The organism is Arthrobacter sp. LT660 (assembly GCF_056172845.1).
In genome coordinates this window covers 2823594-2844904 of sequence record NZ_CM149651.1, presented here as the reverse complement: position 1 = coordinate 2844904, position 21311 = coordinate 2823594, and the positions used below count along the sequence as shown (strand labels likewise).

Genomic DNA, 21311 nt, shown 5'->3' with positions numbered 1-21311 from the left:
TTCCACATATGTGCCGGAAGTACGGCACCCGTTTTCCCACAACGCGAAGAATCGCCGTTCTTTCACGCGGAGCCCCCTAGATCGCCGCGTGGATTTGCAGAAGAGTGGAGAGCACGAAAGCAGCCGGGGCCGCGGCCCCAACGAACGGAGACGCTCATGACCACCTGGCGCATCAGGGACTTCCACTCGGCCGACCTCGACGGGATCCTGCACCTCTGGGAATCCCTCAAGGCCACCGGCGTCGAACCCGTCTACGCGCTCTCCGAGGTGCTGGCCTCCTGCGAGAAGGACCACGCCGTCGTCGCGGTCCAGGGCGAGCAGGTGGTCGGCGCCGCCGTCGGGCGCGCCGCGCACGACCAGGGCTGGATCGTCTTCCTCGCCACGCTGCCGGAATTCCGGGGCCGCGGCATCGGCACCTCGCTGCTCGCCGCCGTCGAAAACCGAATGGCCCCGCACGGGCTGAACAAGCTCTCAGCGCTGATGCCGGAGGCGGAGACCCGCGTGGACGCGTTCCTGGACCGCGGCTTCGTCGTGAAGCAGAACCTGCGCTACTTCGAACGGAAAATCCCGGTCCAGCGCCAGGAACTCGAACCGCTGGCCCAGCTGGGCGGCCGCATCCTCGCCCGGGACCTCTGGGAGAACGTGGCCGGCATGCGCAACGAAAAGGAATTGCTGGAGCGTCGCCTCGTCCTGCCCCTGGCCGAGGCGGATCTCGCCGACGAATACGGCGTGGTGCCCCCGCGCGCCGTCGTGTTGTTCGGCCCTCCCGGAACCGGCAAGACCACGTTCGCGAAGGCGATCGCCTCCCGGCTGGAATGGCCGTTCGTCGAGGTGTTTCCGTCCCGGCTCGCCTCCGATCCGCGGGGCCTGGCCGGCGCGCTGCGCGAAACGTTCCTCGAGATCGCGGAATTGGAGCACTGCGTCGTGTTCATCGACGAGGTGGAGGAAATCGCCGCCCAGCGCTCGGGCGAACCGCCGTCGCCCCTGCAGGGCGTCACCAACGAGCTGCTTAAGATCATCCCGGCGTTCCGCGAACAGCCCGGCCGCCTTCTGGTCTGCGCCACCAACTTCATTCGCGCCCTGGACTCCGCGTTCCTGCGCCACGGCCGCTTCGACTACGTCATCCCGATCGGACTGCCGGACAGCCAGGCGCGCGAGGCCATGTGGCAGCGCTTCATTCCCGCGCATGTGGTCGGCGGAGTGGACGTGGCCCTGCTGGTGGAGCGCACCGGCGGCTTTTCCCCCGCGGACATCGAGTACGCGGCCCGGAGTGCGTCCCAGCGCGCCTTGGAAAAGGCGGTGTACGACGACGACAACGGCGGAGCGGCCACGGAGGGCGGCGCGGCGGTTTCGGGCCAGGCCCGCAAGGGACCGTCGACGCAGGACTACCTCGACTCGATCGCGGACACGCGGACCACCGTCAGCGACGAGGTCCACGGGAAGTTCCTCGAGGACATCGACGCGCTCGGCCGGGTGTGAGGGCGCGCTATTCGCCGTCCACGTAGTACCAGCGGCCGTCCTCGCGGACGAAGGCGCTGACCTCGCGCTGGGCGCCGCGTTCGCCGTCGTGCCGGTAATGCGCCGCGAACTCGACGACGCCGCGGTCGTCGAACGGTCCGCCGGCCTCGACCCGCACGACGTCGAGGCGCCGCCAGACGGTTCCGCCGTCGAGTTCCAGCGATTCCGGGCACGTTGACGGATGCCAGGTGGCCAGCAGGTAGTCCACCCGGCCGGCCACGAACGCGCTGTAGCGCGAGCGCATCAGCCCGGCCGCCGTGGGAGGCCACACGCCGTCGTCGAAGCCCGCGTGGAAACGCCCGCAGCACGCGCCGTAGGCCTCGCCGGACAGGCAGGGGCAGGACGCGGCGTCAGCGGTGCCGGGGGCCGGCGGGGTCAGGACCCGCGCCGGTCGTCGGCGCGCTTGCGCAGGACCAGTCGCAGGAGCCCGGCCGCGACGGCGGTCGCCATGATGGGGAGCAGGAACGACGGCGGACGCCCGTCGGTCGATCGTTGTGTAGCCATGGCACCAGATTACGTCCCCCGCTCTCCGCACCCCAGTGGCACCGGTCACGGACGCCGGGCCGCCCGGCGTCGAGCCGGTAGACTGGGCGGGCAAGCTCGCGGAGCGCCGGCACCCTGGCGTGAGACGGCACCTCCGCAGGCGGCTTTAACCACACCCCTCGCGCACAGGAGACACCGGATGCCCCGGATCGTTGTTGATGTTATGCCCAAGCCCGAAATCCTTGACCCGCAGGGCAAGGCCATCGTGGGGGCGCTCCCGCGGCTCGGCTTCGACGCCTTTTCCGGCGTCCGCCAGGGCAAGCGGTTCGAACTCACCGTCGAGGGCGAGGTGACCGAGGCCGTCCTGGCGCAGGCCCGCGAAGCCGCCGAGACGCTCCTGTCCAACCCGGTGATCGAGGACGTCGTCAACGTCGAGGTCGTCGCCGAATAATGAGCACCGGAATCCCCCTGATCGGCGACTATTCGCCCGCGCCGGGCGCCGCGCTCTCCGGCGCCCGCATCGGCGTCGTCACCTTCCCCGGAACGCTGGACGACCGCGACGCCGCCCGCGCCGTGCGCCTCGCCGGCGCCGAGGCCGTGCCGCTCTGGCACGGCGACGACACCCTTTCCGACGTCGACGCCGTGGTGATCCCCGGCGGCTTCTCCTACGGCGACTACCTGCGCGCCGGGGCGATCTCACGCTTCGCGCCCATGATGGGCCGCATCATCGACGCCGCGAAGTCGGACGCCAAACTGCCCGTGCTAGGCATCTGCAACGGCTTCCAGATCCTCACCGAATCCCACCTGCTGCCCGGTTCGATGATCAAGAACGACCACCTGAAGTTCCTCTGCCGCGACCAGACGCTGCGCGTCGAGAACGCCGCGACATCCTGGACCAACCAGTACGACGCCGGCCAGGAGATCTCGATCGTCCTGAAGAACCAGGACGGGCAGTACATCGCCGACGAGAAGACGTTGGACGCGCTCGAGGCCGAGGGCCGCGTGGTGTTCCGTTACGTCGGCTGGAACCCGAACGGCTCCCGCCGCGACATCGCCGGCATCTCCAACGCCGCCGGAAACGTCGTGGGCCTCATGCCGCACCCCGAGCACGCCGTCGAGGCCGGCTACGGTCCCGACCACACCGGAACCGACGGACTGGGCATGTTCACCTCCGTCCTGACCACCCTCGTTGGAGGAACCAAGTGACCCAGCAGTTCAACATCGACACCGTTGAGCACGCCGCCACCACCCCGGACACCGAGCTTCCCTGGGCCGAACTGGGCCTGAAGCAGAACGAGTTCGAGGAGATCATCAAGGTCCTGGGCCGCCGCCCGACCGCCGCCGAGCTCGCGATGTACTCGGTCATGTGGTCCGAGCACTGCTCCTACAAATCCTCCAAGAACCACCTGCGCCAGTTCGGCGAGAAGGTCACCGAGGAGATGAAGAAGGACATGCTGGTGGGCATCGGCGAGAACGCCGGCGTGACCAACCTCGGCGACGGCTGGGCCGTGACCTTCAAGATCGAGTCCCACAACTCGCCGTCGTTCGTGGAGCCCTACCAGGGCGCGGCGACCGGCATCGGCGGGATCGTGCGCGACATCATCTCCATGGGTGCCCGCCCGGTTGCCGTGATGGACCCGCTGCGCTTCGGCGCCATCGACCACCCGGACACCGCCCGCGTCATGCACGGCGCGGTCGCCGGCATCGGCGGCTACGGCAACTCCCTGGGCCTGCCGAACATCGGCGGCGAGATGGTCTTCGACTCCGTCTACCAGGGCAACCCGCTGGTCAACGCCCTGGCCGTGGGTGTCATGCGCCACGAGGACATCCGCCTGGCCAACGCCTCCGGCAAGGGCAACAAGGTGGTCCTGTTCGGCGCCCGCACCGGCGGGGACGGCATCGGCGGCGCCTCCGTGCTGGCCTCCGAGTCCTTCGACGACACCAAGCCGTCCAAGCGCCCCGCGGTCCAGGTCGGCGACCCGTTCGCCGAGAAGGTGCTCATCGAGTGCTGCCTGGAGCTGTTCAAGGGCTCCCTCGTGGAGGGCATCCAGGACCTCGGCGCCGCGGGCATCTCCTGCGCCACGTCGGAGCTGGCCTCCAACGGCGACGGCGGCATGCAGGTGGAGCTCACCTCCGTCCTGCTGCGCGACCCGACCCTGACCCCGGGCGAGATCCTGATGTCCGAGTCGCAGGAACGCATGATGGCCGTCGTCTCCCCGGAGAACGTCGAGGCGTTCGAGGCCGTCATGGAGAAGTGGGCCGTGGAGTACTCCTGGCTCGGCGAGGTCACCGACACCGGCCGGTTGATCATCACGTGGAACGGCGAGACGATCGTCGACGTCGACCCGAAGACGGTCGCGCACGAAGGTCCGGTCTACGACCGCCCGTACGCGCGCCCCGAGTGGCAGGACAAGCTGCAGTCCGAGACCTTCCGGTCCTCCGACGCCGGCGCCGGGCTTCCGGCCACGGGCGAGGCGCTCAAGGCCGCGGTGCTGGAACTGGTCGCGTCCCCGAACATGTGCGACAAGTCCTGGATCACCAACCAGTACGACCGCTACGTCGGCGGCAACACCGCCCTGTCCGCCCCGGACGACGCCGGAGTGATCCGCGTCGACGAGGAGACCGGTCTGGGCGTGGCGCTGTCCACCGACGCCAACGGCCGTTACGCGTTCCTGGATCCGTACACGGGCGCGCAGCTGGCCCTGGCCGAGGCCTACCGCAACGTCGCCACGTCCGGCGCCGTGCCGATGGCCGTGTCCGACTGCCTGAACTTCGGCTCCCCCGAAGACCCGGACGTGATGTGGCAGCTGGCCGAATCCATCCGCGGCCTCTCCGACGCGTGCATGGAGCTCGGCGTCCCGGTCACCGGCGGCAACGTCTCGCTCTACAACCAGACGGGTTCGACGCCGATCCACCCCTCCCCCGTGGTGGCGGTGCTCGGCAAGTTCGACGATGTCGCGCGCCGCACGCCCTCGGGCTGGCGTGACGACGCCGACGGCCAGGCCATCTACCTGCTCGGCACCACGCGCGACGAGTTGGACGGGTCCGAGTACGCGAACATCCGCGGGCAGCTCGGCGGCCTCCCGCCGAAGATCGACCTCGCCGCGGAGAAGACGCTCGGCGCGATCCTGATCAACGCTTCCCGCGACGGCATGATCGACTCCGCGCACGACCTCTCCGAGGGCGGGCTCGCGGCGACCCTGTCCGAGATGTCGCTGCGCTACGGCGTCGGCGCCCGCGTGGCGCTGGACGACCTCTGCGACCGGGACGGCGTGGACGCGTTCACGGCGCTGTTCTCCGAGTCCCAGGCGCGCGCCGTCGTGGCGGTGCCCCGCTCGGAGGAGGTCCGCTTCAACGACATGGCCACGGCCCGCCGGTACCCGGTGGTGCGCCTCGGCGTCGTCGACACGGAATCCGATGCGCTCGAGGTGCAGGGCCAGTTCACCCTGGACCTGGCGGAACTGCGCGAGGCCCACGAGGGGACGCTGCCGAAGTACTTCTAACTTCGACAAAGCCACCTGCCTCCCCCTCGCGTTTCGACGAAGGTAGATGTCGGTTTCGGCCACGAATCCGACATCTACCTTCGGTCAAACGGGGGCGGGGGGCATCTGCCTTCGTCGAAAATAGGCGCGCAACAGAAGAGACCCCAGCCGAATACGGCCGGGGTCTCTTCGTAACTACTCCGAGGGACGTTCTAGATGGCCGAAGCGATCCAGATAACCAGGGCAACAGCCACCAGCACGCCCACGATGGTCCAAACAAGGTTGTTTCCGCGCATGTTGATTCCTCCGTTTCTTTGTCGTTACCCCCCATTATGGTCATAGACACGCGCCAAACCGGCATCGAAGGGCTGGCGTGTTTCTCGAATCACCAGAAGGCGGGGGAAAACTTCGGCGCAATGGGCCGATTCAGCGCAGCAGCGCCAGCCTGTTCAACAGGCTTTCGAGCGCCTCCTCGAACTCCTCCGTGGTGCGGTCGTCCGAAAGCGGGCCCTTGAGCCGGAGTATCACCGGGTAGTCGCTCAGGTCGGATTCGGCCATCTCCTCCGGCGTTCCGGTCTCCACCGGGGTGATGTCCGCGCCCAGTGCCGCCACCTCCAACAGCAGGTGGCCCAAGAGGAAACTGCAGAACGCCCGGTAGGCCGCCACCGATTGCTGGTCGCCGAAGCCCGAGCTGGTGAGCGCGCCCAGAAACGATTCGATCCACTTCAGACTCCGCAGCGGCGGCTGGATCCAGGGAGCCTGCGGTGGCTGGGTGGCGATCAGCGGAAAGATCTTCGGGTGCTCCAGGGCGATGCGCCGGACGCCGTGCGCGAGCCGGACCAGGTAGTCCTCCCAGCCGTCCTGCGGCTCCACATGCACCTCCGCGTCGGCGGACAGCCCCTCCAGCACCTGTTCCACGATCCCGTCGAGCAGATCGTCGCGGGAGGGGACGTAGCGGTAGAGCGACATCGCCTCGACGCCCAGTTCGGCGCCCAGGTGGCGCATGGACAGCTGCCGGAGGCCGTGCTGGTCGATGTACGCGGTGCCGGCCTGGAGGATCATGCGCCGGTCCAGCCGGCGTTTTGGCGCGGGCTTCTTCGGCTGCTGGTTTCCTGGTGAAGTCACGGACTTACCCCTAAGTAGGCTGTTGGAAATTCTACGCGGGAAAACCGATCCCGGCCATGCCTGCCGTCACGTCGAACAGCCGGCCACGGTCCGCGTCCCGGCGCGCGGCGAGCGGCAGCCGGGCGGCCACCGGCGGACCGGCCAGCCCCAGCACGCCGTTCGGTCCGAAGTACATGGCGCCGTCCGGGTCCGTGGCCGCCATCAACACGGGCAAGGCACCGGCGTCGGCCTCGTGTCCGAATTGGGACCATCCCACCCCTGCGCCGAGATGCCGACGCAGCCCGCCGTCGCGCCCCTTGCCGTCCAGGGGCCCGTTGTTCACCAGCTCCGTGCGCGCCAGGCCCGGGTGCGCGGCCCGCGCCGAGATGCCCCATCCCAGCTCCCGGCTGCGCGCGTCGAGTTCCAGCGCGAACATGACGTCCGCGAGCTTCGACTGGGCGTAGGCGGACCACGGCGAGTAGCGGCGCCGGAGGTTCGGATCGTTCCAGTGGATGCGACCGCGCCACGCGGCGACCGATCCGAGCATCACCACCCGCCCGGCGGCCGCCCGCAACCCGGGCAGCAGCCGGGCGGTCAGCGCGTACGGGCCCACGTAGTTGGTCGCCCACTGCTGCTCCAAGCCGTCGGGGCTTTCCCTGCGCTTCGGGATGGCCATCACGCCCGCGTTGTTGACCAGCAGATCCAGCGGGCGTCCGGCCTCGCGTTCCGCGAACGTGCGCACGGAATCCAGCGACGCGACGTCGAGTTCGGCCAGCTCCAGCCGGGCATCCGGTTGGTCGCGCCGCAGGCGTTCAAGCGCGTCCCGGCCTTTCGCCGCGTCGCGCACCGCCAGTACGACGCCGGCCCCCGCGCCGGCCAACGCTTTGGCCGTTTCGAGGCCCAGCCCCGAGTTCGCGCCCGTGACGATGGCGCGCTTGCCTTGCAGATCCGGTAGCAGCATGCCGTCAGGCTACCCGCTGGCGGCGGCCCCGAGGCGGGCGAGTCGACGCCGGGCCGCCAGTTCGCTGGGGCTCCGTTTGCCGAGGGCAGCGCCGACGACGGCGAGCGACACCCGCCCCGCCGGAACGAGCGGCAGCCGCACGCGCGGCCGGCGCAACCCCAACAGTTCCCGGTATCTCGGAGGCAGCGTGTCCACGACGGCGGCGAACAGGAGCCGGTACCCGGGGAGCAACAGCGGATCGAGCGGCGGGTTCCGCAGGAAGGACACCACCTCCTGTACCCGCGGTCCGCCGGCGAGTTGGCCATCGGCGTCGTACTCCCCCAGGCGCGCCCGCAGCGCGGCCTCCGTGCGCGGCGGGTCGGCGATGCCCATCAGTTCCCCGGCGACCGCCCACTCGCGGACGTACGCATCGGCTCCTCCCGGCACCGGGCCGCGGAAGAGTTCGTGGCTGCGCAGGAAGGCGTCCGTGAACGCCAGGTGCACCCATTCGGCCAGCGCCGGGTCGTTGGCCGAGTACGCCTGTTGTGTCCCGTGTCCGTCAATGTAGGTTCCCGTGACCGCAACGTGCAGTTTCCGGACGTGGTCGCAGGCCCGGCGCCCGGCGACCGTGTCCCCGTAAGTCACCGTGAAGATCCAGCGGATGGTTCCCGCGAGACGGGCGAGCGGATCGGCGCGGTAGTCGGAGTGCTCGACGACGCCGGCCAACGCCCCGGGATGCAGCGCCTGCACCAGCAGCGCCCGGATGCCCGCGGCGATCGGCGTCATGCCGCCGTGCACGGCCCAGACCGCGGAGTCCGGCGGGAAGTGCCCGGCGTCGTCGCCTTCCGCCAGGGCGGTCTCCCAGGCCGGAATGCCGTCGGTCTGGCCCGCGAACGTGAGCTGGAGACGGGTGCGCAGGGGTGCCAGGACGTCCATCCCCCGAGCCTACGCCGCCGCGGACTTCCGCGGTTGGCTAGGCTGTGTGCATGGACAGCAGCCGGGCCGCAACGGACCACCACCAGGGCACGACGGCGGCGCGGCGGGCGGCGTTCACGGCCGCCATCGCGGTGCTGGCGGTGGTCGCGCTGACGGGCTGCGAGACGGCCCGCGGCGTGTTCCCCAAGGCGTTCCCCTCCGAATCCGCGACCTCCGCACCGCCCGTGCGTGCCTCCCCCGCCGCCGACGATGCGTGGAAGACCGTCACCACGCGGGCCGGGGACCTGTCCTTCCGGATCCGCGACGGCTGGTCCGTGGAGTCGGCCGCCGCCACGCCCGGCTCGTCCCTCACCGGCATCCCGGCGTACGCCGTGCTCAACGCCGACGGAACCGAGATCGCCCGGCTGCAGCAGAACCCGGGCCCGCAGACCGAGGGCGCCCTGCCCGGTTCGACGTTCACGCACCTCGACGCCGTTCCGGCCCCGGACGCCGACCTGCTGGTCGACTCGGCGAAGGCGCAGGTGCGGTTCGACCTCACCACCCATCCGAACGCGGACAGCGAGGCCGCCTACGGGCTCACGTCGGGCGTGGCGGTCACCGCCAAGACCGCCCCCGGTGGCCGCGTTCCGCTGGGCGGCGGGATCGACGGGACGCCGAAGCTCGCCGGGCCGCTGGTGTTCCAGGGGATCTTGGCGCTCGGCCCCAACGAGCACACGCCGAGCCAGCAGGACAAGGCGCTGGCGGCGGCTAAGGCGTATGTCCTCACCCAGGAGTACGCGGACCTGACGGCCATGTTCCAATCTCTCGCCTACCACCCGGATCGCGCCACGGGCACCGAGTGCGGCGGCTCCACCTTCACGTACTCCACCGTGAACATCGACTGCGACACGGTCCTGGAGGTCTACCACACGGCCCGGATCGCCGAGCGCTACGATGCCCGCTCCGGGTCCAACGTGCGCGTGCTCGGCGCCTACTCGTGCACGCTCAAGGAACTCGGCGCGAAGCTCGACGGAATCCGCAAGGGAGAGGGCATCGACGGCGTGTGCCGGGTCGACGGCGGCTACGGCTCCTTCACAGCCACCTGGCGGTAGCCGGGAACTACTCCGGGGAACCGTCGATCCGCAGCTCGCCCATGCGGTCCCAGCCGTCGCCGTCGATCTGCCGGCTGATGATCCGCGGTGTCTCGGCCAGTGCGGGACGCATGGCGTCCAGTCCCGCGGCGAAGTGCTCGCTGGAGACGTGGGCCTCGGCGGCGCCGTCGCGGAACGCCTCCACGAGGACGAACTCCTCCGGGTGCTCCACGCTGCGGGACCAGTCGAACCACAGGTTCCCCTCCTCGGCCCGCGTGGCCTCGGTGAAGGGAGCCGCGATGTCCAAAAAGCGTTCGGTGTATTCGGGCCTGGTCCGGAATTTGACGACGATGAAGATCATTCACCCAGCCTAGCGAGAATCTCCCGGTCGGCCCGGGCCCGCCGCAGTCGACCGTGTTCCAGTGCCGCCTGCGGCGCATCCACTGGTAGTCCACGCGCAAGATCCTATGCTTAGGTTATGGGAAAACCACGCGAAGCCGTGAATGCGGCGAAGAAGGCCTCCGACCACCCCTGGTTCGAACGCGTGGCGCGGATCGGATACGTCGCCAACGGAGTGCTCCACGGCCTCATCGGCGTGTTGGCGCTGAACGTCGCGTTCGGGAAGTCGGGCGAGGCGGACCAGGGCGGCGCCCTGGACACCCTGGCCCGGCAGCCATTCGGCGCGGCCATTCTCTGGGTGTGCTTCCTCGGATGCATCGTCCTCGGGCTCTGGCATTTCGCGGAGGCCGGCTTCGAATCGCATGCGAAACTGACGCGGCGGCTCAAGGACGCGGGTACCGGCGTCGTGTTCATTGCGGTGGGTGCGGCGTTCGGGCGCTACGCCATGGGCGGCAGCGAGGACTCGGGCGAGAAGACCAGCGCCGTCAGCGCCGAACTGATGAAGAACCCCGCGGGGATCGTGGTCCTGGTCGCGCTCGGCGCGGCGTTGATCGCCGTCGCCGGCTACTACGTCTACAAGGGAGCCACCCAGCGCTTCCGCCGGGATCTCCGCCTGCCGTCCGAGCCCAACGTGCGGCGGGCCATCACGGTCACCGGGACGGCCGGGTACGTCGCGAAGGGTCTGGTGCTGGCCGCGCTGGGGCTCCTGTTCATCGTCGCCACCATCCAGCACGACCCGGAGGACTCCACCGGAATCGACGGCGCGCTGAAGTCGGTCCGCGACCAGCCGTTCGGGCTCCCCGCACTGGTGACGATCGGCGTCGGGCTGATCGCCTACGCCGTGTACCTGGTGCTCCGGTCCCGCTACGACAAGATGGACTAGCGCAGCCGGGCCGCCTCGATTTTCGGGCAGGTGTCCATGACGACGTCGAGGCCGGCCGCCTTGGCGCGGGCCGCCGCCGCCTCGTCCACGACGCCGAGCTGCAGCCACACGGCCTTTGCGCCGACGGCGATGGCCTGGTCCACGACGGCGCCGACCTTGGACGAGTTCACGAAGCAGTCCACGACGTCGATGTCCCCGGGGACGTCGGCCAACCGGGTGTAGCCCCGCTCGCCGTGTACGTCGTCCCCCTTCAGCGACACCGGAACGATCCGCATCCCCAGCGTGTCGCGGATGAACAGCGAGACCGAGCGGGCAACGCGGCGCGGGTTGTCCGAGAGGCCCACCACGGCCCAGCGGGCCGGGGTGGTCATCAGCCGGACGATCGTGTCCGGGTCGTTGGCGTGGCGGGTGTGCTCGGCGTCCGTCATGGGACACACGCTACCCCCGGCCGCGGCGGCCCGGGCTACTTGACGGCCTTGGGCTACTTGACGGCGCCCATGGACAGACCGCGGACCAGCTGCTTCTGCGCCAACCAACCGGCCAGGACCACGGGCAACGAGGCCAGGACGGACGCGGCGGACAGCTTGGCGAGGAACAGTCCCTCGCTGGTCATGGTGGACATGAGGAACACCGGGACCGTCGCCGCCTGCGCGGCCGTGAGGTTCAGCGCGAAGAAGAACTCGTTCCAGGAGAAGATCACGCAGATCAGCGCCGTCGCCGCGATGCCGGGCGTGACCATGGGGATCAGCACCGACCGCAGGGTCTTGATCAGGCCCGCCCCGTCCATCGACGCGGCCTCCAGGACCTCGTGCGGAACCTCGGAGAAGAAGGACCGCATCATCCACACGGCGATCGGCAGGTTCATGGCCGTGTAGAGGACCACGAGGGTCCAGATGTTGTCCAGCACCCGCAGCTGTCCGGAGATGACGTAGATCGGCATGATGACGGCCACGACCGGCAGCATCTTGGTGGAGATGAAGAAGAACAGCACGTCGGACGTCTTCTTCACGGGCCGGATGCTCAGCGCGTATGCCGCCGGGATGGCCAGGAGGATCACCAGGCCGGTGGAGACGCCGGTGGCGATGATCGAGTTCAGGAAGAACGGCGCCGCGTCGGAGGAAAGGACGGCGCGGTACTGCTCCAGGGTGGGCTCGAAGAAGAACGTGGGCGGGTTGGACGCGGCCGCGTTCTCCTGCTTGAAGGACGTCGCGACCATCCACATGACCGGCGCGAAGAACACGAGTGCCAGGATCCAGGTGGCGACCGTGAGGATCGGGCCGGCGGGGAGCCGGCGCCTGCGCGGCTCCGGGGCCCCGCTGGTGCCCGCGGGGACGCGGTTTTCCGTGGTTGCTGTGCTGGGGGCTGCCATGGCTAGTCCTTCGTGTCGAAGCTACGGAAGATCAAACGCAGGGCGAACGTCGCCACCGCGATCGTTGCGATGACCACGACGACGCCCATCGCGGCGGCCTGCCCGATGTCGAAGCCGAGGAACGCCCGCTGGTAGATGTAGAAGGGCAGGTTCGCGCTGGCCGTTCCCGGCCCGCCCGCGGTCATCAGGTAGATCTGGTCGAACGTGTTCACCACGTAGATGGCCCCGAGCAGGACCGCCAGTTCGATGTAGCGGCGGAGCTGGGGCAGGGTCACGAACAGGAACGTCTTTCCCCAGCCGGCGCCGTCGATCGACGCGGCCTCGAGCACGTCCCGCGGCTGCGCCTGCAGTCCGGCGAGCACCAGCAGCATCATGAACGGCGTCCACTGCCACACCAGCGCCATCACGACGGAGAGCAGCGGGGCCTGCGAGGTGAAGTCGATGGGTCCGGCGCCGAAGAGGCCGATCACCCAGTTCAGGAGCCCGTAGCTGGGGTTGAGCATCGAGACGCCCCAAAGCATGGACGAGGCCACCGGCATGATGAGGAACGGCGTGATCAGGAGCGTGCGGACGATCCCGCGTCCCTTGAAGTCGCGGTCCAGCAGGATCGCGAACAACGTCCCCAACACCAGAGCGACGGCGACGCAGCCCAGCGTGATGAGCACCGAGTTCAGCGCGGCGCCCCGGAACGTGGAGTCCCCGAAGATGTCAACGAAGTTCCGCAACCCCACGAAGGTGTTGCCGTCCGGGCGCAACAGGTTCCACGACCGCAGCGAGTACCAGATGGTCATCAGGAACGGCAGCTGTGTCACCAGGATGGTGAAGATCAATGCCGGGAGCAGCGGCAGCCGCCGACTCCATCCTTCGCGGCGTGCCGCTCGGCGCGTCTCCCGGACCCGTCCGGCGTCAACCGGCCGTTCCCTGCGCATTGTCGTGGCGCTCATGCCTGGCCCTCCGTCTGATAGGTGCGTGCAACGGTCTCCGCGAAGCCCTGCGCCTGGGCGAGGGCCTCGTCGACGGTCTGGTTGCCCGCGATGGCCGCGGAGATCTGCTGGGCCACCCGGGTGCCCAGGTCCTGGAACTCGGGAATGCCCACGAACTGCAGGCCCTCGTAGGGAACGCTGCCGACGATCGAGTTCTCCTGGGTGGCGTTGCCCATGGCTTGCAGCGTGGGTTCGGCGTAGGCGCTGGCGATGTCCGCGTACTCGGGGATCTCGTACGTGGACCGCCGGCTCCCCGGAGGCAGCCGCTCCCATCCCAACGAGTTGCCGACCAGGTGCATGTAGTCCTTGTTCGTCATCCAAGAGACGAAGTCCCAGGCAGCCTGCTTGTTGCGGCTGCTCTCCGGGACGGCCAGCGCCCAGGTGTACAGCCACCCGGCCGATTTCGTGTCGCGGACCGGCGCCAGCGCGTAGTTGGTCTTGCCGACCACCGTGGAGGACCCCGGATCCTCGATCGAGGAGACCATGGCGGTCGCGTCATACCACATGGCCGCGTTGCCCTGCGCGAAGCGGGTCAGGCAGTCGCCGTACCCGGACGTCGCCGCGCCGGGCTGTCCGTGGGAGCGGACCAGGTCGACGTAGTCGCCGACGGCCTCGCGCACCTGCGGGCTCTGCAGCTGGGGGTTCCAGTCCTCGTCGAACCAGCGACCGCCGTAGGTGTTGATGACGGTGTTCAGTGGAGCCATGACCTCGCCCCACCCGGCCAGCCCGCGCAGGCAGATTCCCGAGAAGTCGCGCTCCGGGGCGTGCAGCCGCTCCGCGAAGGTGCGGATGTCGCGCCACGTCGGCTGCTCCGGCATGGTGAGGCCGGCGTCGTCGAAGAGGTCCTGGCGGTAGACCACGAAGGAGGACTCGCCGTAGAACGGGACGGAGTACTGCGAACCCTCGTAGGTCAGCGCCTCGCGGATGGTGGGGAGGAAATCCGCGGCGTCGTAGCCGGCCGTCGCGTCCATGTACGGCGTGATGTTGGCCAACCAGCCGTTCTCGGCCCACATCGGGGTCTCGTAGTTGGAGATCATCACGACGTCGAACTCGCCGCCGCCGGTGGCCACGGACGCGGTGATCTTGGCGCGGGCCTCGTTCTCCGGCAGGGACACGAAGCGGACGTTGATGCCGGGGTGCTTGGAGCGGAAGTCCTCCATGAGGCCGACGGCGTCAGTCATCTGCGGGTTGGAGACGATCGCGACCACGATGGTGGTCGCCCCCTCCCCGGCAGACGCCCCGCAGGCGGTCAGGCCGGCCGCGGCGAAGGCGCCCGCACCGAGGCCCAACAGCCGGCGGCGGTCGAGTGTCACGTTGGGTATCTGCATGGAACGGCTCCTCGTTGGTCCGGCCTGGCTGGTGTCCGGTCCGAACCGGCGCTCATTTGATTGTCGAACATCGCTCATTTGAATTGTGACTCTAGTCATATAAGATCAAATGAGCAATGCCGTGACGCTCAGAAGTGGCAATCCGGCCCAAAACTAGGAGCGATGCATGCACGCACGGCACCAGCGGATGCTGGCCGATATCGCGGCGCTCTACTACCTGGACAACGCCTCCAAGGTGGAGATCGCGCGCACCCATGGAATGTCCCGTTTCCAAGTGGCCCGCTACCTCGAAGAGGCGAAGCGGGAGGGGATCGTGGACATCACCATCCACCGTCCGCATCTGGTCGCCGCCGGCGCCGAGGGACTGGCGGACGCGCTCGGCCTGCTCTCCGTCGAGGTCGCGCGGGCACCGCAGCCGGGCGACGACGGCCGCGACACCCTGGCCCGCGCCGCCGCCGGCGTCTTGGCGGACATCGTGGTCCCCGGCGCGACGGTTGGCGTCTCCTGGTCCCGCACCCTGAACCTGATGGCCGCGCACCTGCCCTCCCTGCCCGGTTGCGACATGGTCCAGCTGGCCGGGGACCTCACCATCGGTAACGACGGCGGCTCCGGGCAACTCCTGCACCGCCTCGGGCTCGTATCCGGCGGTAGGGTATGGCCGCTTCCGGCCCCGTTGTTGGTGGAGAGCGCCGAAACCGCCGCGAGCCTGCGCCGCCAGCCGGAAATCAGTGCGGCACTCGACCGTGCCGACTCGCTGGACATCGCCGTCGTCGCACTCGGCACGTGGACGGAGGGCCATTCCACGGTGTGGCAGCGAGTCGGGGAGGCCGAACGGCTCGAGGCCCTGCGAGCCGGGGCCGTTGGGGAGGTCTCCGGGCGGTTGATCGCCGCCGACGGGTCCGCGGTCGCGGGGACACTCGACGAGCGCGTGATCGCCGTCGGACTGGACCAGTTGCGCCGGACCCCGTCCCTCCTGGCGGTGGCGCGCGGCGCGAACGGGGCGCCCGGCGTCTTCGCGGCCGTGCGGGCCGGACTGGTCAACCACCTCGTGGTCGACGAGCCCTTGGCCGCCGCACTGCTTGCGAAACTGGAATCAGCCGAATCGAGCGAAGGAGAAGCATGATGGACGCCGTGGTCGGGGTGGATTCGTCCACGCAATCCTGCAAGGTTTTGGTCGTCGATGCGGAAACCGGCGAGGTGCTGCGTTCCGCGAGAGCGGCCCATCCCGACGGAAGCAGCATCGATCCGCGCGTCTGGATCGCCGCCCTGCGTTCCGCATGGGAGCAGGCGGCGCCCGGCAGCAGGGAGCGGATCCTCGGTGTCGGGCTGGCCGCACAGCAGCACGGCATGGTCGCGCTCGACGACGCCGGCGAGCCCGTCCACGACGCCCTGCTGTGGAACGACGTGCGCAGCGCGGACGCCGCCCGGGCCATGGTGGACGAGCGCGGCGCGGAGTTCTGGGCCGAGGCCGTGGGGTGCGTCCCGGTCCCGTCGTTCACGCTGACCAAGCTGGCCTGGATGGCGAAGCACCGCCCGGACGCCGCCGCGCGGACCGCGCGCGTGGTGCTCCCCCACGACTATCTGAACCACGCGCTGACGGGGCAGTGGTTCACGGACCGCTCCGACGCGACCGGCACCGCCTACTTCAGCACCCGGGACGGGTACCGCGAGGACCTCCTCGAGGAGTACTTCGGGCGGGTTCCGGAGTTGCCGGAGGTGATCGCGCCGGGTGCGGCCGGGGGAACGCTGCTACCGGAGTGGAACCCCTGTCCGGTGCCCGTGTCCGCGGGGGCCGGGGACAACGCCGCCGCGGCGCTGGGGTTGGGGATGGCCTCCGGGGAGGTGGCCGTCTCCATCGGCACCTCGGGGACCGTGTTCGCCTCCGTCCCGGACGCACCCGCCCCGGACCCGAGCGGGGCGGTCGCGGGTTTCGCCGACGCCGGGGGCGGGTTCCTGCCGCTGCTCGCCGTCATCAACGCGGCCCGGGTCATGTCCACGACGGCGGAGCTGCTGGGGGTGGGACTCCAGGAATTCGACGCCCTGGCCTGCGAAGCAGATCCCTCCGCCGCGGCACCGCTGATGATGCCCTACTTCGACGGCGAGCGCACGCCGAACCTGCCCGACGCGCGCGGCGCCCTGACCGGAATCAGCCGCGCGGGCCTCACCCGGCCGAACGTCGCGCGGGCGTCCGTGCTGGGCGTCCTCAATTCGCTGGCCGACGCCGCGGATGCCCTGGAGTCGGCGACGGCTCCGGCGGACAGGGTGCTGCTGATCGGTGGCGGGTCCAGGTCCCACGCGTTGCGCACCGCCGCGCCGGAGATCTTCGGCCGCACGGTGGACGTCCCCGCCGCGGGAGAGTACGTGGCGCTCGGGGCGGCGCGGCAGGCCCTTTGGGCGGCCACCGGCACGCTTCCGACGTGGGAACGCCGGCTCGACGCGACGCACGTCCCCGCGGGCGCGGGCTGGGGCCGCGACGTGCGCGAGCGGTACTCCGCGGAGCGGCTGCGCCTGTACGGGGTGTAGCCGGAGGCGCGGCTAGCGCCAGCCGGCGTCGCGCATTCGGGTGACGAGCGCCGTCGCACCCTCCGAACGCAACGTGTCGAGGGCGCCGGTGTAGGCCCGGGTGAACTCCGGACGCTCGGCGAGGTCCCCGAAGAGGCCGCGGTCGCGCAGGAACGCCAACGGGTCCTCGCCGTTCCGGCCGGCCGCCGCCATGACCCGGTCGCGGAGACGGTCGACGACCTCAATGGGACGGCCCTGTTCGTCGGTCCCCTCCGCGTAGCGGGCCCACGACGCGACGATGGCCGCGCTGAGGCGCACCGCACCGCCGTCGCGCAGATTTTGCCGGATGACCGGGACGAGCCAGGTGGGGATGCGGTCCGAGGATTCGGCGGCGAGGCGGGCCAGCGTGTCCTTGACCTGCTCGTTGGCGAAGCGGTCGATCAGTTGGAGCTTGTAGGCCGCGAGGTCGATTCCCGGGACCGGCTGCAGGGTGGGCGTCGCCTCGAGGTCCATGTAGGCGGTCAGGAAGCCGACGAAATCCGGGTCCTGGCAGACCTCGTGCGCGTAGCGGTACCCGGCCAGGTAGCCCAGGTAGGCCATCCCCTGGTGGCTGGCGTTAAGCAGGCGGAGCTTCATGAGTTCGTAGGGCTCGACGTCGGAGACCATCTGGACGCCGGCCTCCTCCCAGGCGGGGCGGCCGGCCGTGAAGTTGTCCTCGAGCACCCACTGGAGGAAGTCCTCGCTGACCACGGGCCAGCGGTCGTCGATCCCGTACTCGGAGGCGACCGTCTCCCGGTCCGCGTCCGTGGTCACGGGCGTGATGCGATCCACCATGGAGCTCGGGAAGGCGACGTTGGCGCGGATCCATGCGGCCAGTTCGGGGTCACGCAGCTCGGCGAAGGCCGTGAAGACCCTGGCCGCGAGGTGGCCGTTGCCCTGGATGTTGTCGCAGCTCAACACGGTGAACGGCGGCGTTCCGGCCTCCCGACGTCGGCGCAGCGCCTCGACCACGAAACCGAAGGTGGTGCCCGGGACGGCGCCGGGGCGCAGGTCGGCGGCCACGGCGGGGTTCTCGGCGTTGAATTCGCCGGTGGCCTGGTTGTAGTTGTAGCCCCCCTCGGTGACGGTGAGGGAAACGATGCGGACGTCCGGGTCGGTCAGCTGGGCAAGTACGGCCTCCGGGTCGTCGGGCGCGAAGAGGTAGCGGGCGATGGACCCGATCACCCGCGCTTCGCGCGTGCCGTCCGGGGCCTTCTCGACAAGCGTGTAGAGGTGGTCCTGGGCCGCGAGGGCGTCGCGCATGGCGGAATCGTGCGGCATCAGTCCGACGCCGCAGATGGCCCAGTCGAGGTCCCGGCCGGCCGACATCAGCCGGTCGAGGTACAGCGCCTGGTGCGCGCGGTGGAATCCCCCGACGCCGAAATGGACGATCCCGACCCGGCGCTTCTCGAGGGCGTAGGTCGGGACCGCCACGGCGGCGTCCAGTTGGTCGAGCGTCTGGTTGTTGAGCTGGCCCATCACACGTTCCCGTCGGTCGGAGAGACGAAAGTGAGACGAGCATAACATTTGAGCCATGCCGGGCGCTCAGATGAGCGATCGGGTTGGCTCAGGTGTCAGCGGGCCGCGTCGATCCCGCTCGCCTCCAACGGGGCCTCGGTTGCCGCTGCGGAGTGCCGGGCGAAAGCCCCGCGGTACCGGGCCGCGGGGTGGTTGGACTCGAGGTGAGCGCCGCGGCCGAAGACCTTTTCGCGCAAAGTCCCCGGGGCGTACTCGGTTTGGGCAAGGCCGCGCCGGCGGAGCTCCGGCAGCACCCCCTCGATGAAATCTGTGTAGGACTCCGGGAGGATCTGGTTCATGACGTTGACCCCGTCCATGCCAGCGTCCTGCCATCGCTCCAACGCGTCGACGATCTGTTCCGGCGTTCCCGCGATTTGCTGCGCCTTGGCCCGGTAGCGGGCCAGATCGCCGATCGTGGGCTTGCCGCCGGGCACGGCGGCGATCGCGGCCTCGAGCACGCCGCGCGCGCCCTCGGTCTCCAGCTCGCCGAGCGGTGTGTCGAGGTCCAACCCGCCCAGGTCGACGCCGATGCCGCCGCCGATGTGGGCGATGATCGCGTGCGGATCCAGGTACTCGTCGAACTCGGCCTCCTTGCGCCGCGCTTCCTCCTCCGTGCTGCCGACAACGAAGGAGAGCCCCGCGAAGACCTTGACGTCGCCGGCGGACCGTCCGGCTTGCGCCTCCAGTACGCGTAACTGGTCCACCTGCTTCCGCACGTAGTCCGTGTGCGGGGCGAACAGGAACGTCGCCTCGGCGTTGGCGGCCGCGAAGGCACGGCCCCGGGTGGAGCTGCCCGCCTGGAACAGGAACGGCGTGCGCTGCGGGCTCGGGATCGCCAGGTGCGGTCCCTCGATCGAATAGCGGGCACCCTTGTGGTGGATCTTGTTGACCTTGGCCGGGTCGGCGAAGACGCCGCTGTCCTTGTCGGCGAGGACCGCGCCGTCGTCCCAAGACCCTTCCCACAGCTTGTAGGCGGCCTCCATGTATTCGTCGGCCCAGTCATAGCGGTCGTCGTGGGCCGTGAGGCCGCCGGCGCCGAAGTTGCGGTGCGAGTTCTCCAGCACGCTGGTCACCACGTTCCACGCCACGCGTCCGCCGGAGATGTGGTCCAGGGTGGAGAGTTGACGCGCCAACTGGTACGGCTCGGACTGGATCACGGAACTGGTCATCGCCAGGCCGATGTGCTCGGTGGTGGCGGCCAGCGCGGACACGAGAACCAGCGGGTCGTGCGAGGGGACCTGCATGCCCTTGCGCACGTGGGATGCCCAACCGCCCTCGTGGTTCCCGTAAAGACCAACCACGTCGGCGAAAAACAGGTTGTCGAACTTCGCCTCCTCCAGCTCGCGGGCCAGGTCGGTCCACAGCGAAAGTTCGTGGAAGCGGTGCTGCTGTGCCCGCGGGTGCCGCCACTGGCCACCGAGGATGTGACTGGGCGTGTTCATGAGGAACGCGCTCAGCAAAAGGCGCGGCCTGTTCTCGAAAGTTCCCATGTCTACTTGTTCCCTTCTGTGGCGGCGACGGCCGAACCGGCGGTCGCCTCGCCGATGCTGTTCAGCCCGGTCGGAATGGTTCCGTTGATGTGGAAGTCGCCCACCGACCTCGCCTTGAACACCACCGGGTTGTGCGTGGCGACGGTGCGGGCGTTGCGCCAGTAGCGGTCGAGCGCCTTGCCCCTGGAGGTGGCGGAGGCGCCCGTGACATCGAACAGCGCGCCCGCGGCGTCCAAGACCAGCTTCGGGATAGTGACGTGGGCCGACTGCACCGCGAGTTCCGCGCGCAGGAACGCGGAGGCCTCGTCCAGGCCCAGATCCGGGTCGACGGCGGCGTCCAGATCGCGCGCCGCGGCCGCGACAATGGCTTCGGCCGCGTAGACTCCGGCGGCGATTTGCCCGACGCGTTCCTGGATCAGCGGATCATTGCGGAACAGGTCGCCGGATCCGGTGTTGAACGTCCGCGTCCGGGTGCGCACGATCGCCGAGGCCTCCCGCAGGGCCGCGCGACCGATCCCCGCCAGGACGGAAAGCAGGACCAACTGGAAGAACGCGGGTTCCAGCGTGCTGGATACCTTGCGGAGGATGATGTCCTTCTCGGCGACCTCGACGTCGTCGAAGATGGCGGTTCCGGTGCCGGTCAGGGGCTGACCGAAGCCGTCCCAATCGTCGAGGATGGTGACCTTGGGATCGTCGACCCGAACCAGCGCGTACTGGCGGCCTTCGACGCCCTCCGTGCTGGCCATGACGACCACCCAATCCGCGAAGATGCTGCCGGTGGTGTAGAACTTCTCCCCGGCCAGCAACCAGCGCCCTTCCGCGCGGCGCAGCTTGGTCGCCGTCGTGCCCAGGGCGTTTCCGGACCGCTCCGTGGCGGCGTTTCCGAAGATTTCCCCGGCGAGCACACGCGGGAACCAGCGCTCCTGGAACTCCAGGGGCTGCAGCGCGATGGTCTCGCCGAACGCGAAGTGGCTGCGCAGCAGGTGGGACACGTTCGAGTCGGCCTCGGCCAGCTCGACGAGCAGTCGGAAGAGGTGCTCGTGGCTGATTTCCGCTCCGCCGTGCACGGCCGGGACACGAAGCGCCGTGAATCCGGATTCCTTCAGCCACCGCACCTGCTCGAACGGCAGCGTGCGGGTTGCTTCTCGCTCCTGCGCGCCCGCGGCGATGCGGTCGAACACGGGGCGGAACCGAGCGGCGAGTCCCGCGTAGTTGGCTTCGGTTGATTGCCGTTGCTTGAGACTGGTGGCCATGTGACTTCCTTCGG

The 21311-nt window shown here is 69.5% G+C and carries 21 protein-coding genes; 8 read left to right on the top strand and 13 right to left on the bottom strand.

Features of this window, described 5'->3' with window-relative positions; all coding sequences use genetic code 11:
• The first annotated feature begins 156 nt into the window (after positions 1-156).
• Complete coding sequence (locus AC0QSG_RS13270; protein WP_475375733.1) at positions 157-1479, top strand: ATP-binding protein; 1323 nt, start codon at positions 157-159, stop codon at positions 1477-1479.
• Between the two features lie 7 nt (positions 1480-1486).
• Here AC0QSG_RS13270 and AC0QSG_RS13265 read toward each other — a convergent pair whose 3' ends face one another.
• Together AC0QSG_RS13265 and AC0QSG_RS13260 are read right to left on the bottom strand one after the other, a co-directional pair.
• Positions 1487-1897, bottom strand: a complete 411-nt coding sequence (locus tag AC0QSG_RS13265; RefSeq protein WP_475377315.1) for a YchJ family protein — start codon at positions 1895-1897, stop codon at positions 1487-1489.
• Entirely contained in the window at positions 1894-2022 is a 129-nt protein-coding gene (locus AC0QSG_RS13260; RefSeq protein WP_475377353.1) for a hypothetical protein, read from the bottom strand. The genes AC0QSG_RS13265 and AC0QSG_RS13260 overlap by 4 nt, the downstream gene beginning before the upstream one ends.
• Before the next feature lie 178 nt (positions 2023-2200).
• Between AC0QSG_RS13260 and purS the strand changes: the two genes are divergently transcribed.
• Genes purS through purL form a run of 3 tightly spaced genes read left to right on the top strand, consistent with a single transcriptional unit; the run spans position 2201 to position 5504 of the window.
• Complete coding sequence (gene purS / locus AC0QSG_RS13255; protein WP_435727763.1) at positions 2201-2452, top strand: phosphoribosylformylglycinamidine synthase subunit PurS; 252 nt, start codon at positions 2201-2203, stop codon at positions 2450-2452.
• Positions 2452-3207: a phosphoribosylformylglycinamidine synthase subunit PurQ gene (gene purQ, locus AC0QSG_RS13250; protein ID WP_435727762.1), complete on the top strand. Its 756-nt coding sequence runs from the start codon at positions 2452-2454 to the stop codon at positions 3205-3207. Before purS ends, purQ begins: the two co-directional genes overlap by 1 nt.
• Positions 3204-5504: a phosphoribosylformylglycinamidine synthase subunit PurL gene (purL, locus tag AC0QSG_RS13245; protein WP_475375732.1), complete on the top strand. Its 2301-nt coding sequence runs from the start codon at positions 3204-3206 to the stop codon at positions 5502-5504. The genes purQ and purL overlap by 4 nt, the downstream gene beginning before the upstream one ends.
• 405 nt (positions 5505-5909) lie before the next feature.
• Here purL and AC0QSG_RS13240 read toward each other — a convergent pair whose 3' ends face one another.
• Genes AC0QSG_RS13240 through AC0QSG_RS13230 form a run of 3 tightly spaced genes read right to left on the bottom strand, consistent with a single transcriptional unit; the run spans position 5910 to position 8463 of the window.
• On the bottom strand, positions 5910-6608 hold the full coding sequence (locus tag AC0QSG_RS13240; RefSeq protein ID WP_435727760.1) for a TetR/AcrR family transcriptional regulator: 699 nt from the start codon (positions 6606-6608) through the stop codon (positions 5910-5912).
• A 31-nt stretch (positions 6609-6639) separates the two neighbouring features.
• Positions 6640-7548 (bottom strand): SDR family oxidoreductase, encoded by a 909-nt coding sequence (locus AC0QSG_RS13235; protein ID WP_475375731.1) that lies wholly within the window; start codon positions 7546-7548, stop codon positions 6640-6642.
• Positions 7549-7557: 9 nt separating this feature from the next.
• Positions 7558-8463, bottom strand: coding sequence for an oxygenase MpaB family protein (locus AC0QSG_RS13230; protein WP_475375730.1), 906 nt, complete (start codon positions 8461-8463; stop codon positions 7558-7560).
• A gap of 50 nt (positions 8464-8513) precedes the next feature.
• Between AC0QSG_RS13230 and AC0QSG_RS13225 the strand changes: the two genes are divergently transcribed.
• Complete coding sequence (locus AC0QSG_RS13225) at positions 8514-9554, top strand: hypothetical protein (RefSeq protein WP_475375729.1); 1041 nt, start codon at positions 8514-8516, stop codon at positions 9552-9554.
• 7 nt (positions 9555-9561) lie between these two features.
• On the opposite strand, the gene AC0QSG_RS13220 is transcribed toward AC0QSG_RS13225, so the two are convergent.
• Positions 9562-9894: a putative quinol monooxygenase gene (locus AC0QSG_RS13220; RefSeq protein ID WP_475375728.1), complete on the bottom strand. Its 333-nt coding sequence runs from the start codon at positions 9892-9894 to the stop codon at positions 9562-9564.
• A 117-nt stretch (positions 9895-10011) separates the two neighbouring features.
• On the opposite strand from AC0QSG_RS13220, the gene AC0QSG_RS13215 reads away from it, so the two are divergent.
• On the top strand, positions 10012-10815 hold the full coding sequence (locus AC0QSG_RS13215) for a DUF1206 domain-containing protein (RefSeq protein ID WP_435727754.1): 804 nt from the start codon (positions 10012-10014) through the stop codon (positions 10813-10815).
• On the opposite strand, the gene AC0QSG_RS13210 is transcribed toward AC0QSG_RS13215, so the two are convergent.
• From AC0QSG_RS13210 to AC0QSG_RS13195, 4 genes are read right to left on the bottom strand one after another with little or no spacing between them, the layout of a single operon-like run.
• Positions 10812-11243, bottom strand: coding sequence for a CoA-binding protein (locus AC0QSG_RS13210; RefSeq protein ID WP_475375727.1), 432 nt, complete (start codon positions 11241-11243; stop codon positions 10812-10814). The genes AC0QSG_RS13215 and AC0QSG_RS13210 overlap by 4 nt on opposite strands.
• A 53-nt stretch (positions 11244-11296) precedes the next feature.
• A complete protein-coding gene (locus AC0QSG_RS13205) occupies positions 11297-12184 on the bottom strand; it encodes a carbohydrate ABC transporter permease (protein WP_475375726.1) in 888 nt (295 codons plus the stop codon).
• Between the two features lie 2 nt (positions 12185-12186).
• Complete coding sequence (locus tag AC0QSG_RS13200; protein WP_435727751.1) at positions 12187-13128, bottom strand: carbohydrate ABC transporter permease; 942 nt, start codon at positions 13126-13128, stop codon at positions 12187-12189.
• The gene (locus AC0QSG_RS13195) at positions 13125-14495 is read right to left on the bottom strand and encodes an ABC transporter substrate-binding protein (protein WP_475375725.1); all 1371 of its coding nucleotides are present in this window, start codon (positions 14493-14495) and stop codon (positions 13125-13127) included. Before AC0QSG_RS13195 ends, AC0QSG_RS13200 begins: the two co-directional genes overlap by 4 nt.
• 166 nt (positions 14496-14661) lie before the next feature.
• Here AC0QSG_RS13195 and AC0QSG_RS13190 point away from each other — a divergent pair, with 166 nt between their 5' ends.
• Positions 14662-15618 (top strand): sugar-binding transcriptional regulator, encoded by a 957-nt coding sequence (locus tag AC0QSG_RS13190; protein ID WP_475375724.1) that lies wholly within the window; start codon positions 14662-14664, stop codon positions 15616-15618.
• Positions 15615-17018, top strand: coding sequence for a xylulokinase (xylB, locus tag AC0QSG_RS13185; RefSeq protein WP_475375723.1), 1404 nt, complete (start codon positions 15615-15617; stop codon positions 17016-17018). Before AC0QSG_RS13190 ends, xylB begins: the two co-directional genes overlap by 4 nt.
• A 12-nt stretch (positions 17019-17030) precedes the next feature.
• On the opposite strand, the gene AC0QSG_RS13180 is transcribed toward xylB, so the two are convergent.
• The 3 genes from AC0QSG_RS13180 to AC0QSG_RS13170 form a co-directional block, all read right to left on the bottom strand.
• Positions 17031-18515: a mannitol dehydrogenase family protein gene (locus tag AC0QSG_RS13180; RefSeq protein ID WP_475375722.1), complete on the bottom strand. Its 1485-nt coding sequence runs from the start codon at positions 18513-18515 to the stop codon at positions 17031-17033.
• A 95-nt stretch (positions 18516-18610) separates the two neighbouring features.
• A complete protein-coding gene (locus AC0QSG_RS13175; protein ID WP_475375721.1) occupies positions 18611-20044 on the bottom strand; it encodes an NtaA/DmoA family FMN-dependent monooxygenase in 1434 nt (477 codons plus the stop codon).
• A 2-nt stretch (positions 20045-20046) separates the two neighbouring features.
• Positions 20047-21297: an acyl-CoA dehydrogenase family protein gene (locus AC0QSG_RS13170; RefSeq protein ID WP_475375720.1), complete on the bottom strand. Its 1251-nt coding sequence runs from the start codon at positions 21295-21297 to the stop codon at positions 20047-20049.
• Positions 21298-21311: the final 14 nt, after the last annotated feature.

Bases quoted from the DNA above. Each gene is read 5' to 3' on its own strand.
- AC0QSG_RS13270 (WP_475375733.1), top strand. From the start codon at position 157: ATGACCACCTGGCGCATCAGGGACTTCCACTCGGCCGACCTCGACGGG.
- AC0QSG_RS13260 (WP_475377353.1), bottom strand. From the start codon at position 2,022: ATGGCTACACAACGATCGACCGACGGGCGTCCGCCGTCGTTCCTGCTC.
- purS (WP_435727763.1), top strand. From the start codon at position 2,201: ATGCCCCGGATCGTTGTTGATGTTATGCCCAAGCCCGAAATCCTTGAC.
- purQ (WP_435727762.1), top strand. From the start codon at position 2,452: ATGAGCACCGGAATCCCCCTGATCGGCGACTATTCGCCCGCGCCGGGC.
- AC0QSG_RS13235 (WP_475375731.1), bottom strand. From the start codon at position 7,548: ATGCTGCTACCGGATCTGCAAGGCAAGCGCGCCATCGTCACGGGCGCG.
- AC0QSG_RS13230 (WP_475375730.1), bottom strand. From the start codon at position 8,463: ATGGACGTCCTGGCACCCCTGCGCACCCGTCTCCAGCTCACGTTCGCG.
- AC0QSG_RS13225 (WP_475375729.1), top strand. From the start codon at position 8,514: ATGGACAGCAGCCGGGCCGCAACGGACCACCACCAGGGCACGACGGCG.
- AC0QSG_RS13220 (WP_475375728.1), bottom strand. From the start codon at position 9,894: ATGATCTTCATCGTCGTCAAATTCCGGACCAGGCCCGAATACACCGAA.
- AC0QSG_RS13215 (WP_435727754.1), top strand. From the start codon at position 10,012: ATGGGAAAACCACGCGAAGCCGTGAATGCGGCGAAGAAGGCCTCCGAC.
- AC0QSG_RS13210 (WP_475375727.1), bottom strand. From the start codon at position 11,243: ATGACGGACGCCGAGCACACCCGCCACGCCAACGACCCGGACACGATC.
- AC0QSG_RS13205 (WP_475375726.1), bottom strand. From the start codon at position 12,184: ATGGCAGCCCCCAGCACAGCAACCACGGAAAACCGCGTCCCCGCGGGC.
- AC0QSG_RS13200 (WP_435727751.1), bottom strand. From the start codon at position 13,128: ATGAGCGCCACGACAATGCGCAGGGAACGGCCGGTTGACGCCGGACGG.
- AC0QSG_RS13195 (WP_475375725.1), bottom strand. From the start codon at position 14,495: ATGCAGATACCCAACGTGACACTCGACCGCCGCCGGCTGTTGGGCCTC.
- AC0QSG_RS13190 (WP_475375724.1), top strand. From the start codon at position 14,662: ATGCACGCACGGCACCAGCGGATGCTGGCCGATATCGCGGCGCTCTAC.
- xylB (WP_475375723.1), top strand. From the start codon at position 15,615: ATGATGGACGCCGTGGTCGGGGTGGATTCGTCCACGCAATCCTGCAAG.
- AC0QSG_RS13180 (WP_475375722.1), bottom strand. From the start codon at position 18,515: ATGGGCCAGCTCAACAACCAGACGCTCGACCAACTGGACGCCGCCGTG.
- AC0QSG_RS13175 (WP_475375721.1), bottom strand. From the start codon at position 20,044: ATGGGAACTTTCGAGAACAGGCCGCGCCTTTTGCTGAGCGCGTTCCTC.
- AC0QSG_RS13170 (WP_475375720.1), bottom strand. From the start codon at position 21,297: ATGGCCACCAGTCTCAAGCAACGGCAATCAACCGAAGCCAACTACGCG.